8 protein-coding genes are annotated in these 13,258 nt (G+C 48.1%); 6 read left to right on the top strand and 2 right to left on the bottom strand.

The annotated features are described in order from the left end of the window. Positions 1–157: 157 nt before the first annotated feature. Together BTA51_RS26155 and BTA51_RS26150 are read left to right on the top strand one after the other, a co-directional pair. On the top strand, positions 158–721 hold the full coding sequence (locus BTA51_RS26155; RefSeq protein WP_094712033.1) for a hypothetical protein: 564 nt from the start codon (positions 158–160) through the stop codon (positions 719–721). After that, positions 718–1,212: a hypothetical protein gene (locus BTA51_RS26150; RefSeq protein WP_094712032.1), complete on the top strand. Its 495-nt coding sequence runs from the start codon at positions 718–720 to the stop codon at positions 1,210–1,212. Before BTA51_RS26155 ends, BTA51_RS26150 begins: the two co-directional genes overlap by 4 nt. Before the next feature lie 41 nt (positions 1,213–1,253). On the opposite strand, the gene BTA51_RS26145 is transcribed toward BTA51_RS26150, so the two are convergent. Both BTA51_RS26145 and BTA51_RS30710 read right to left on the bottom strand, forming a co-directional pair. Next, entirely contained in the window at positions 1,254–2,162 is a 909-nt protein-coding gene (locus BTA51_RS26145) for a transporter substrate-binding domain-containing protein (RefSeq protein WP_094712031.1), read from the bottom strand. A gap of 97 nt (positions 2,163–2,259) precedes the next feature. Continuing rightward, positions 2,260–2,574: an NlpC/P60 family protein gene (locus tag BTA51_RS30710; protein WP_246841202.1), complete on the bottom strand. Its 315-nt coding sequence runs from the start codon at positions 2,572–2,574 to the stop codon at positions 2,260–2,262. A 469-nt stretch (positions 2,575–3,043) separates the two neighbouring features. Here BTA51_RS30710 and BTA51_RS26135 point away from each other — a divergent pair, with 469 nt between their 5' ends. The 4 genes from BTA51_RS26135 to BTA51_RS26120 are packed head-to-tail and all read left to right on the top strand — an operon-like array spanning position 3,044 to position 13,226. Continuing rightward, a complete protein-coding gene (locus tag BTA51_RS26135) occupies positions 3,044–4,864 on the top strand; it encodes an AAA family ATPase (RefSeq protein ID WP_210404927.1) in 1,821 nt (606 codons plus the stop codon). A 24-nt stretch (positions 4,865–4,888) separates the two neighbouring features. Further along, positions 4,889–5,530 carry a 4Fe-4S single cluster domain-containing protein gene (locus BTA51_RS26130; protein ID WP_094712028.1) on the top strand — a complete coding sequence of 214 codons (642 nt, stop codon included), beginning with the start codon at positions 4,889–4,891 and terminating at the stop codon, positions 5,528–5,530. Then, complete coding sequence (locus tag BTA51_RS26125; RefSeq protein WP_094712027.1) at positions 5,530–11,850, top strand: AAA domain-containing protein; 6,321 nt, start codon at positions 5,530–5,532, stop codon at positions 11,848–11,850. Before BTA51_RS26130 ends, BTA51_RS26125 begins: the two co-directional genes overlap by 1 nt. Continuing rightward, entirely contained in the window at positions 11,847–13,226 is a 1,380-nt protein-coding gene (locus BTA51_RS26120; protein WP_094712026.1) for a hypothetical protein, read from the top strand. Before BTA51_RS26125 ends, BTA51_RS26120 begins: the two co-directional genes overlap by 4 nt. Positions 13,227–13,258: the final 32 nt, after the last annotated feature.

Below are 13,258 nucleotides of genomic sequence, written 5' to 3'. Positions count from 1 at the left end.
GGCCCAGATGACGCCCCGCAGGGGTGTAAGATCCAAAATGGCCGGAAAAACACTCTGAATATTCGGCCATATATCGTCGAGAGTAAAAATCACCTCAGAACCTTGGGGTTATTCAGACTCTCCCTAGTTATTGGAAAGTCTTCCTGGCTGTTTATTCATGAATTCAGCTCTTATAATGTCCTTCAGCATACAGGCTAATGATTTTATGAAATGGAAAAAGAACCGAAAGGCGATATATAGGTTAATAATTCTCGCTGAGATTATATTTATAATAGCAATCTATATTCACTTCAATAGCACAGAATATTTTCAATTGGTTTATATACGCCCGCCGGAGGAAAATTACAGTATTGTTGCAGTGTTAGGAAAAGTGAAGAATGGAAATGGATGGGAAATAGGGGCCAACCTTACAGAATCCATTGAAAAAGAGCGGTGTAGTAAGTGTAAATTTATTGCAAAGCTCCAGGTCAAGAGCCCTTCGCTGGAGCAGGCTCATATACTTAACGGCGAGAGAGTTGGTTTCAATTACGTAAAGATTGATTCTAAAGGAAAAGATGTGCTCGATCTTAGGATATATTATCCTTCTCTTGGAACTTTTTTCGATGAAAACCTGTGCAAAAGAAAAGCTGCTTACCTCCAAGAGATAATTGATAGAAATTCTACCGCTAGCTGTGTGTTGGGGGTACGACATTCTCGTCAACTGAAGCGAGATACAGAATGAAAATTCTAACACCAAGGGTGATCGTTGCGATTTTGGCAGCACTCTTTTCTGTTATAACCATCAACTGCCTTATTAAGTACAATGCGGATGAATATGAGTATTTTCAGCTGATTTATTCAAAGCCGGCAGAGAATTATGCAGACGTTATTATGACGTATGGAAAAATTCACAGGTCTGTCGGCTGGGAATTAGCTGCAGATAGAATTCTGACAAAATTTCGTCAAAACTGTTACGGATGCAGAATTATCACGAAGGTGAAACTGGATACACTCACATCAGAGCAAAGCAATATTTTTAAAGGGAGAAGGGTTGGTTTAACCTACTTGAAACTAGAGTCTTCAGATATAGAAAAAGCTGATGTGCGAGTCTTTTTTCCTTCATCAGGGGATAAGTTTAGTTTGTCCGAATGCGAGACCTTTGCGAAACGTTTCAAAGACATGTTGGTCAACCAAGTAGCCTCCTGTATCGGGTCACGAGAGCATGCCTTGTGAGATCATATTGCTTCCCTAATCTCTGAGTCATCTTAGGGTTCCTATGGAGGACTATAGCGCCAGTCCTCAGGAGATTTGATAAGTCGCTTCAGGTAAGAGTCAAAATCAACCAGCTGCTGTGGCGTCATATACTTCATAAAAGGCTCCCAGTATGATTTATCAACATACAGGGAAGGGAGTATGACGTTGATCTTATCAATGATCTCCTGCCCCAATGAGGTCTTGGGGCAACCTATTCTTGTATAGTGGAAATTATCTTTTTCCTCCTCAATTGATACAGGAACAATGTTTTTCATATGCCGATTTTCGGCTTCGGAAAGCGTATATTGCATCATGTCACTGTACTCAATCATGAAATCGATTCGGCCGTGGTGAAGCATTCCTACCAAAGGACCCGTCATTTCTGCTTGGGTAAGGCGCAATACACTATCAGTATTCTCATATCTGGTTATGACGGTTCGTAGTTCAGGGCTGTATGCAACTCCCGCCTTCACTCCTAAGATCCCAAGATGTCCCTCCATTAAGCGATTCAGAGAAAGATAGTTTGGTTTACCTAGTCTGATAAATGTGTCATCCCGCATCCATAGTTGCATGGGCGGAAATATCTGATCAGGAAGAGAGAACGTTAATACCTCTTCGCGCTCTAAAGTTGGATAGAGCCCAATGGCGCAAACGTTGCGGTCCCTGACGAATTTTCCGCTAGTCAGGTAGGAAAATTTGGATTGGAGGAGTTCATGCTGATACTCAGGGAGTTGCTCGATAATCTTATACAGAAAATGAGCGCCATACCCCCGCCATTGCTTGTCCTGGTCGATATATGTGTAGGGAGGCCACTCCACCATCAGCCAGTGGATTTTATGCTTGGCGTCACTATCGGCAGCAGAACACTGAAAGGCCAGGCACAACAGACCTGCCTGTATAGCTTTCAAACAGGCTTTAAGGGCGGTCATTTCTATACGCCTAAATACAACAAAGTGTAATTAACTATAGTCGAAAATGACTTTTATGCATGGGAAGGCCGGGAGGGGTAAGGGGGAGATATCGAAATCAGAACCTTGCAACTCGTCGACTTTCACGGTAGGCGTCAGTCCAGTAGGGAGTATGTATATTTGAGATTATGACGCCTTTAGAGGTAGATGCATGAACAAAATCACCTTTTCCCAGGTAGATACCGACATGTTTTTGTTTGGTGCCGGTCTTAAAAAACACCAGGTCGCCCGGCGCTACCTGCGACAAGGAAACCCCACTACCGATATTGGATAACCCCCTTGTAGAACGGGGCAAAGTCATTCCAAAGACTTCCCGATAGGTAATGTAAACAAATCCAGAACAATCGACCCCTGACTTGTTCAGTCCTCCCATCTTATAGGGCGTACCACGCCATCCCTGATAATGGTCTACAAGAAGAGCTCGAACATCGCGAGAAACGTGGGCAGAGGAGGAAGAGGGCAAGGAAGACGGCTTTGCAATAGCGATCTGATAGTTTCTTTCAGGCGTAGTGGAACATGCGGCCAAAACAGCACAAAACAACAATAGGGATATAGCCGAAAAAACTGCTTTCATCTTAAAAAGTTTAGACCATTCTGGAAGTAAATCCTGCACGCGATGCTCGATTTTTGCACAGCTTCTCATCACTAGTTTGAAGTGAAGCATGTTAGCACGCTTTTACCCGAAAACGTCGGTGAGGACGATTACTCAAACGAAGTCGCTTAAGACTAAGCAGACCAACAGGTCATCGTTTGTCTTGGAGCTCAGTACAATATGATCTAATCTGTTAGGTCTGAATATCTCAATATCCCTTGTTAATCAACGATAAATCCGGAATATGGAAGTGTACGAAAAACCCCGCTGGCTGCGTGACCTAATCAGATTCTTACCCTTAAAAAGTCATTTTGTATTATCAGGCAATATCAAAGACTGGCAACTATATGATCATGGACAGGGACAGTTGGGGTGGTATGCCTTAAGAGAGCATTTGACCTTAGAGCTTCAATCGCTGGGCTATCAACACGTCGTGTACTACAACCCTGCTATTGGATTCGATATCGCCTTCTTTTCAGGAACCCAGACAGAAAAGCAGGAGCTACTTCGTAATCTGGGGTCAATCACACAGCCTGAGCAGGCGAACTACAATATTGATGCATTCACTCAATCACTTGAGCATTTGACACATTACAAAGAAGCTCCGATTGCAGTTATCGCGGATTTTGCCTCCCAATACAGTATTTCACCGGACCATTTATCCAAAGCCGAGCACAATGCTTTTACCCGGGCGCTGGTGTTATCCCAACATGCCAGGCTGCAACCTCATGGTGAGGAGCGTCGTGGTTTTTACAATTCTGTTATCTGGATTGTGGACAAGGAAGGGGATCTTCCCGATTGGTTCGTTGTTGGCAATCCTAAACTGCGGCATATCCCCATAGGGAAGCCGGATCATATCGCTAGACGTGCCATGGCCAATACTCTGCTAAGTGGTCTTCAGGACCAACCTCATCCGCAGCAGAAGAATCTGATTGACCGGTTTGTTGATGAAACTGAAAGCCTCCTTTTGCTGGATCTGGAGGCTATTACCACACTGGCTCATATTGAACACCTTCGCATCGACGATATCAGTGATGCCGTACGACGATACAAAGTCGGCGTTACAGAAGATCCGTGGAAAAAGATCGACAGAGATAAAATTCGCCAGGGCGATAACTTTATCAAGGCAAGGGTGAAAGGGCAGGATCACGCCGTCACCCATGCACTGGATATTATCAAGCGAGCGATCACCGGTATTGGCGCAGCCAAAAGAGGCAGCAGACCCCGAGGCGTTATTTTTCTGGCCGGACCCACCGGCGTGGGGAAAACCGAACTCGCCAAGACCATTACCAGTCTACTGTTTGGGGATGAGCGGGCCTATATCCGCTTTGATATGAGTGAGTTCAGCGCAGAGCACGCCGATCAACGTCTCATTGGTGCCCCTCCCGGGTATGTTGGATACGATGTCGGCGGAGAACTGACGAATGCGGTGCGCGAAAAACCGTTCAGTGTTGTACTGTTTGATGAAATTGAAAAAGCGCATCCCCGCATTCTCGATAAATTTCTTCAGGTGTTGGATGATGGGATCTTGACGAGCGGGAGAGGTGACCGGGTCTATTTCTCCGAAACCTTTATTGTCTTTACGTCGAATCTGGGCATCTACAAGAATACCGTCGAAGGCATCCGTGAACCTAACGTTACCCCAGATGATCAGCACAGGGATATCGAAGTCAAAGTGAAGTCTGAGATAGAGCGGTACTTCAAATTGGAGATCAACCGTCCGGAACTTCTAAACAGAATCGGGGAAAATATTATCGTCTTTGATTTTATAAGACAGGATATTGCCGCAGACATTTTTGAAATGATGATCACCGGGCATGTTGCGGCGATTGAAGACCAGTTGCAGCTGACCCTGAAAATAGACGACATGGCGAAAGCCAGCCTTCAGCAACTGTGTATTTCAGATCTTAATAATGGCGGTCGAGGTATACGAAACCAACTGGAATTTCATTTTATCAATCCGTTATCCCGAGCATTGTTTGATATCGATCCTAATCCTGGCGATGCCTTCTCCATTGAATCAGTACTCAACAATGATTCAAATACGACTCTGGTTCTGCGCAGGGATTAACATCAGACTGAAAGGTTCGGATGAATGAATATTGCACTGTCCCGAATGCATTTTCCGGTGACGACTTTGGGGCCGGGTAGGCGCATCGGTATTTGGTTTCAGGGTTGCTCAATACATTGTGTAGGTTGTGTTTCAAAGGACACCTGGGCGACGGATGTAAACCAGGTGAACATCAGCGAAGTAGAAGAGGCCATGTTATCCTGGCTCCCGAATTCCGATGGTCTCACGGTCAGCGGCGGCGAGCCCTTTGATCAATTTGAGCAACTTTTACGCATCCTCTGCTTTACCAAATCAAACTCAAGTGTCTCAACATTGGTTTACTCGGGATATCACTTTGCTGACATAGAAGAAAAGCTAAAAAAATTAGCGCCTTTGGTTGATATCCTGATATCCGGGCCATTTGATTTCCAGCAGGCGCAAACCAAGCCCTGGATGGGGAGCGATAATCAGCAGCTGCACCTTTTGACTGACCTTGGTAAAGCTGCTTTTGCTGATATGGAGGTCCTTTGTAAGTCCGAACGGGGCCTCGACGCGAGGATAGATACAGACGAGATATGGCTGGCTGGAATTGGAGAGCAGGATTTGATGTATAAATTGGCCGCAGAGCTTTCAAATGAGGGACACGAAATCAGTCACACTCAAACACGGATACCGGAGAAGGACTGATGGAATTAGTACGCGTTTGCCCCAGCTGTGGTTCCGAGCGTCCAATGTCGGAAATGCTTTGTGCCGCCACAACTGCTTCAGGTGGAAGCTGCAACTGGCGGCTGGCCGATGTCGCTCCCACTCTAAAGGGACGTGCTGTTGAGCCTAATCCCGAGGAAAGCCCTGGCAGCAGCCAGGAACAGACCGTTGAGACAGCTGTAAGGGTTTGCGAAAACGGGCACATAGTCCCTGACGATGAATTTATGTGTCTTGAATGCGGGGCTGATGTTGCTGCCGCTCCTGAGGTGTCGACACTGATATCAGGATCTGCAACTGCGCCCGCTTCCACAAATAATAAAACAGCAACAGCAGCTGAATCACATCAAGACCCACTCATTGGACAATGCATTGAAGGCTGGGTCATACGCGAGCACATTACCTCAACCGGAAAGTCCCGGGATTGTTTCCGCGTCGAAAATACCGCCGGCGAGGTCGGTTTCCTCGTTCTTTTCCATGAGCAATACGAGCCTGATACCAGTATTTATGATGTATTGCGTAACACCGACCATGACCATGTTCCGGATATTCTCCTAACCGGTCGCTGGAACCATCGATCCTTTGAAATCATTGAGTGGATTGATGGTGGATCGTTGGTTGAGAATGACTACTTTCATTCGGGGGACCTGGAGGTATTCAGGCGGATTACCGAGGAGCTTGGGCGTGCATTGCATGATCTTGCTGAAATGGGGGTGCGGCACCGCAACATTTGTCCGCGAGCCATATTGATTCGTCGCCCGGATCCATTGGATCTTGTGATCACCGATTTCAGTTCGGCGCGATTATCTGATTTCGACCTGGACACGGTCGCTACACTGGACATTACTCGCTATTCCGCCCCTGAGGCCATAGTCGGTGGCGTCAGTACCGCATCCGATTGGTGGGGGCTGGGCATGATACTTCTTGAGCAGGCAACTGCTGGTAGCTGCTTTGAGGGAATCAACGAACGCGCCTTTACCATTCATGTGGTGACTCGAGGGATAGAAATTCCAGACACTGTTCCACCAAAGCTGAAGCCGTTGCTCCAGGGATTATTGGCCAGGGACCCACTTCAGCGCTGGCAATGGGAGCAGGTCAAGCGCTGGCTGAATGATGAACTTGTTGAGGTTCCCCAAGAGCACCGACAGGCTGACATTGCAAAAACAAATGAAACGCTCTGCGTTAACGATATTAACTATACGAACGCAGAGCAATTGGCTCTCGGGTTGGCAACCGACATTCATTGGGAGGCCGGGATACAATGTTTCGAGACCGGAGCACTTGCCACCTGGTTACAGAGTAACTACGGCGACACTACCATTCCGGCCAAAGTTCGCCATCTGATGTCGGACGCTAATTTGGCGCCTCAATGGAAATATGCGCTGGCTCTTATGGAGCTTAATCAGGCGCTTCCCCTGGTCAATCAGGGAACACTCGTGATGCCCGCTTGGTTGCTGGATCATCCCGAAGAGGGAATTGACATTATCACCGGGGAGCTACCCGTTCACCTGGAAAGCATGGAACGGGAGCCCTGGCTGGTACGACTGTATTATCGGCGCCGTAGTGTCCTTGAGCGCGCCAGGCTGCTTGAAATCGAACTGGATGAAACCCGTTTAAAAACCGCTTCACTGGCGACCTCTCGTGCGAATCTTGAAGCGGAGCGAGACCGTCTACGGGAACTCTACCCTTCATCAGGACATGACGCCCTGGCAAACCTGATGGAAAAACCCCGCCTGAATGAAGAAGATCTGGTGATACTGCTTTGCGCAAAATCCGAGCAGTTTACGCCGCTGAATATGGTGGTGGAGGAAGCGGTTGAGCTGACGAAAAAATATGAACAACGGCCAATGGAGTCTGATGAAATCCGCAGACTCGTTATCTTACCTAGGCGTGAACTTTACGATGCCATTGACGAAAAGATCGCAGACTTCGCTCGATGTGACCACCCGACACTAAATCACTGGGCGGATGATTTTAGAGTTCAACGCCGAATCAGCCTTTCCCGTGCGATCGTTTTATTATCGTTGAGCGATGACGCATGGGCTGCGCCGCCAAAACAGGATTATGCAGCCAATATCCTGAGCTTCTTCGAAAAACGTGTTGCCAATTCGGTGATGCGTGGACCTCTGGTGCGTCTAACGATTGCCAAGACCAGTGCCCGCATCGACATGACGGAACTAAACTCTGCATTAAAGCCGGCAACAGCACTGATAGATCATATTTTAAGCCGGAATGATAATCCTGTGCAGGTCGATCCTCACACCTTTCAGCAGGATTCTATTCTCGAGCGTCGACTATGGCGCCTTCATCAAGCCGCCTCCAATAATCGGCGGGACACAGGAATCGATAGTCTGTACCTGGGATTTCCGTTCCTGGTGATAGCAGGGCAGCAGGGCGGGCGCCCCCGAGTTGCTCCGATATTTCTCTGGCCGATCAAAATGGGCTATACCGTGGGTTCGCGGGCCAGGTTAACCCTGAGTTACGACATGGACCGTGCCGAAATGCGCATCAATCCAGCGCTCGAAGGCTTGATCGGGCGGGCAACCATCAAGAAATGGCGTAGCTTGCATTCTGAAGTATTGGAAAGAGAAAAGTTAAATATCAGTGAAGTGATGGACGCGGTTGGTACTCTGGTACCTCTACTTCATCAAGGGTTACAGACGCATCCTGTGACGACCTATAAAGTCCCGGACGAAACCGTCGCGGGCCACGGTTCAGCCGTCATATTCAACGCGCAGTTCAGTGGACAGGCCATTGCCGAGGATTTACGGCAACTGCAGCGCATGCCAATTACGGGCACAGCTCTGGAAAGCTTATTAAGAATCACCGAGCCTGAACCGGTTCAAAGCACTGCAGAAGCAAGCTCAGAGCTGGATCGCTTCAATGTCGTTCCGGCAGACCCTTCACAGGACAAAGCTGTACTGCAGGGTCGGATTGCTCCGGGCGTGGTGATCGAAGGGCCGCCGGGAACCGGCAAGAGCCAGACAATTGTCAATATCGTTGCTGACTGTCTCGGGAGGCAGGAAAAAGTCCTCGTGGTTTGCCAGAAACAGGCGGCGTTACGTGTGGTTGAAAAGCGTCTGGAGGCAGTCAATCTTAGCCATCGGATATTAACCATTACGGATATAGGTAAAGATCGCCAATCGGTGATACGCACGATCAGGGAACAAGTCCCTGAAGTCCTACGATCCGATAGCTTAACGGCAGGGCATATCAGGCAGAATAGGGGGCTTGTCGCCGGTACTATTGACCAGTTGGAAACGGAGCTCAATGAGCGCCATACCGCGATCTGTCAACGTGATGAACTCAGCGGGTTGACCTATCGTCAAATCATATGCGAACTCATTGATATTGACTCGCAGAGCTCGGATCAGATTCCGGTACAACCCAGGCTGAGACAATTGTTGAAGTCAGTAACACCGGCAACTTTGGGGATGCTTGAAGATCATTGCTCCTCTCTTGCTAGCGACTGGCTGAACTCTAACTATGAGCACAGTTCACTGCATTGCTTTTCAATTTTTAGTACTGATATAGCCACGATAGATGCCATAAAACGCAGTCTCGATGAATTTCAGAAAGCAGAGCATGAGCGTGCAGCGATTACGGAGGCAACTTCTTCCGACTATGATAATAAAGCCCTGATGGACCTGGTTGATTGGGACAACACCTATTTGCCAAAGATTAAATCTCTCAATGATAGACAAATAGCCCAAAAGGCCATCTGGTTCGATCGCTTTTATGACGAAGTGAATGAGCGCTCTGAGGGCGAGGATACGCTCAAGCAACTACGAAACAGTTACCAGGAACTCGACAAGCTCAATGCTGATTTTCATGACGACCGGTTTTTCGTCGCGTTAAGCTCGATGGATATTGGGTCGTTACAAAAGCTGTTAAGAGCATGTCAGCAACTGAGTGAACCCGCTGAAGGGCTCGCCAGGTTCAGCCCAATACGCTTCTGGCGAAAACTCAGAATTCGCTCTTTTCTCGGAAAATTGAACGAGTCCTATGACCAGGACACTGTCGTGTCGTTGCGCGACGCAAATCGACTTGAGCTTGAGCTGGCACCATTGCGCAGGAATTTAAATGGCTGCCTGGAAAAACTATCCACTCCTCTGGAATCTGGAGCCGATCAGACTTTGAAATTTCTCAGGCGGGCGATATCCCCTGTGATCACTCAGGCGGACATGATGGTCAACTTGTGTAAAGCGGTAAAAGTCTGCCCCATCCAGGGGGAAGCCAAAACAATGTTACGGTCAGGCAGTAAAGAATCCGTTGATCGCTTTGTCACGCTCTTTAGCGAAACCCTAAGCAGGGCAAAGGCACGCGAGGATAGTCTGAATGCTCTGGATAAGTTAACCGTATGGATGGACGCTGATTGGATTGAGCAGCATCGCCAGTGGATCGGTAAAAATATGGCGGATCTTAAGGGCGTTGCTGAGATTATTGGCGATATAAATACATTGGAAACCTTTCAGCGTTTTCGGTTACGCACCAAGACTATTGATCCTATTGTCCTGCATGTATTTAAAGAACTGCGTGATATGGAAGGGGAACTCAACAGTCTCCCGCCAAGCCAGTTAGGTTTGAAGTTGAAGCAGTGCGTGAGAAGGGAAACCTATCTGGGCTGGAAGCTGCGCATAGAGGAAAATATTCCTTCGTTATTGATTGGCAAGCAGGAGCTGGAAGACAAGCTCCTGTCACTCGCCGAGTTTGACGAGCAGAAAAGCCACCTGAACCAGTCGTTATTGGTTCATGACATCCCAATGGAAGCACTGGGAAGTGAAACCCAATGGAATGAGATAACCCGCCTACGCGGAGAAAGGTACAAAAAACTCCGGGAGTTTATCGATCTCGGCCTCGAACTCGGGCTCACGGATTTGCGACCGGTATGGATGATGAGCCCTGAAGCTGTCAGCCAGGCATTACCTCGGGTGGCGGGGATGTTCGATGTTGTTGTATTCGATGAAGCTTCACAGATGATGGTGGACTTTGCCATTCCTGCGTTGTATCGGGCTAAGCGCGTCATCATCAGTGGAGATGAGAAGCAAATGCCTCCTTCCAGTTTCTTTTCAAGCAGTGTCGAGCTTGATGAAGATGACAGTATAGAGGAGCTGGATGAAGACGCTTCCGAGGCTGAAGTATCCCAACACGAAGATGCCTGGAATCGTCGCGAAATCAAAGATTGTCCCGACCTCCTGGTATTGGGAAAAACCGTGCTTCCTACAAGGACGCTGGAAATTCATTATCGTTCCGCCTATCGAGCGCTGATTGACTTCTCAAACTTTGCTTACTATTCAGGAAAGCTGCATATTCCTGCCTTACACCCGGAAGAAGTCGTTATCCGGGAGAAACCAATCGATGTTCATCATGTTAATGGCGTCTATACGGATCAGACAAACGCGGAAGAAGCGGACAAAATTGTCGAGCTGATTGCCGACATCTGGAAGGAAGCACCTAAAAAGCGGCCAAGTCTGGGAGTTGTCACCTTCAACAAGAAGCAATCGGAGCTGATAGAGGACACATTGCAGGCTTATGCCGAGCAAAACCCCGATTTCTACCAGGCATACCTGAGTGAGCAGGATCGGCAGCAGAATGGTGAAGACATGGGCTTCTTCGTCAAAAATGTTGAAAACGTGCAGGGCGATGAACGCGATGTCATCCTGTTCAGTACCACCTTTGGCTTGAACGAGCATGGTTCTTTCCGCCGCAATTTTGGTGTATTGGGACATAAAGGCGGTGAAAGACGCTTGAATGTGGCGGTGACCCGGGCACGTCATAAGGTGATCATAGCGACCTCAATGCCATTGCGGGATATATCCGACATGTTGGCGACCGGGCGATCTCCCACCAAACCCCGCGACTTCATACAGGCCTACCTTGAGTATGCCTCAAAGATATCCTCCGGCGATATCAAGCATGCCAAGCGCCGTATCTTCCGGTTCGCACAGTCAGTAACTCAGAGGGGAGGGGGCTATCACGAGATCGGCGATACTTTTATTCAATCCGTTGAGCAATTTATCCGGTCACTGGGATTTCAGCCGGAGAGAGGGGCTAACGAAGATGCTTTCAATGTGGACCTCGCGATTATTAATCCAAAGACCGGACAATACGGGCTCGGAATTGAATGTGATGCTCCTATAAACTCACTACTTCACAACACTCGAGCTCGTGACATATGGCGCCAAAGGGTATTGGAGAAATCCATCCCTTTGATGCATCGCATTAATTGCTATGACTGGTATCAGGATAATGCCCAGGAAAAGCAAAAGCTCGAGGATATGATTAAAAAGGCTGTTGGCACATGAGTGGACCTAAGGTAGTCAGAATCGTCACCCGTGAGGAAATGGAAGCAATTAAAGCCTCTCATGTTTCCCGGCTGGCATCCGTTGTCAGGGAAATCAGACTGTACGCAAATAAGCATCAGTTACTGAGTGAGGAACAGCTAGGCGAAATAGAGGCTCGCCTAAATCTTTATCAAAATTTGGATGCCGGCGAATATCGGCGCATCAGAACAGAAATACCTTCGCAGATCGATTTCCTGCGCAACGAAAAAGAGCAGCTTGAAGCGCAGGCGAGAAAACAATCGCTGTCACGAAGGGAGCGATCCCGGCGCTTAACATCAAGCATTTCATCTTTGCGCTATATGTATGAGAAGCGTTCTTTGTCACTACCTGAAAAAATTGGTAGATACGAAAAAGGAGGGCATTGGCTTTCCAGTCTCGATATTGATGCTTTGGAAACGGCAATTCGGGAAGCATTTACCTTCTTGCAAACAGCCGATAGGGATGTACAGGATGATGAGTCACGCGAATTCAGTCAGCGGCTGAAGAAAGATCTCAAAAGCCAGGACTTTTCCACGTGGCTGAATAACTCAGGTCTGGTCCAACAAAGCGCTTCCAAACGTCGGATTGAAACCATCTTGTCAGAGCTGGAAGCCGCAGATATCAATGATGAAAGTAAAGAGCCGTTTCTGAACCGTGCCAACCTCCTGCTAGAGTCTTCAGAATCCCAGCAACTGGACATGAAGATTGATACGCTATGCATAGATATCGGTGACTTCATAAGAGCTTCCAGGAATCAGCGGAACAAGCTTCGATTGTACCTGGCCATATGTCAGGATCTCGAAAACCTCGGGGTAGAAAGGGAGAAGACTGGGCAATACATTATCGAGAATCCACAGGTTGCCGGGATTCAGGAAATCGAGTCGGCAACAGCCGCTTTGGCCAAACTCTATGAACACGAAATGGCAGCGAGAAATAGTGAGGCTAAGCGAAAGGCTTTATTTGCTGCGTTTCAGAAATTGGGATACTCGCTGAATGAGAGCATGGATACTGCTTTCGTTAAAAACGGCCGTTTAGTGATTGCCAAAAATGCCGCTACGACCTACGGGGTAGAGCTGGGTGCCCCTGCCAATTTACAGAGATTACAACTTAGAGTGGTCGCTAATGAGGCGAGTGGCTCGCAGCGCTCACCCGCCAGAGACAAGGCGGAAGAGGAATCCTGGTGCGGCGATTTCAGTACCATTCGGGAAGGACTTGCATCTCAAGGCCTCCACGTTGAGATTGATAGACAACTGGAGCCCGGCCAGGCCGAACTGAAAACGATCAACTTCGATGAGGAGCACTGGAAGAGCTCCCATACGGCAACCCGTCCGATGTCTGAACGCTCAAGGGATAAGTAGGCCATTAAAAAGCCTCCACCGGAGATCCAGGG

The sequence above is a fragment of the Hahella sp. CCB-MM4 genome, from assembly GCF_002260525.1.
Taxonomy (GTDB): domain Bacteria; phylum Pseudomonadota; class Gammaproteobacteria; order Pseudomonadales; family Oleiphilaceae; genus Hahella.
This window is presented reverse-complemented; position numbering and strand designations above follow the sequence as displayed.

Bases quoted from the DNA above. Each gene is read 5' to 3' on its own strand.
- BTA51_RS26155 (WP_094712033.1), top strand. From the start codon at position 158: ATGAATTCAGCTCTTATAATGTCCTTCAGCATACAGGCTAATGATTTT.
- BTA51_RS26150 (WP_094712032.1), top strand. From the start codon at position 718: ATGAAAATTCTAACACCAAGGGTGATCGTTGCGATTTTGGCAGCACTC.
- BTA51_RS26145 (WP_094712031.1), bottom strand. From the start codon at position 2,162: ATGACCGCCCTTAAAGCCTGTTTGAAAGCTATACAGGCAGGTCTGTTG.
- BTA51_RS30710 (WP_246841202.1), bottom strand. From the start codon at position 2,574: ATGGGAGGACTGAACAAGTCAGGGGTCGATTGTTCTGGATTTGTTTAC.
- BTA51_RS26130 (WP_094712028.1), top strand. From the start codon at position 4,889: ATGAATATTGCACTGTCCCGAATGCATTTTCCGGTGACGACTTTGGGG.
- BTA51_RS26125 (WP_094712027.1), top strand. From the start codon at position 5,530: ATGGAATTAGTACGCGTTTGCCCCAGCTGTGGTTCCGAGCGTCCAATG.
- BTA51_RS26120 (WP_094712026.1), top strand. From the start codon at position 11,847: ATGAGTGGACCTAAGGTAGTCAGAATCGTCACCCGTGAGGAAATGGAA.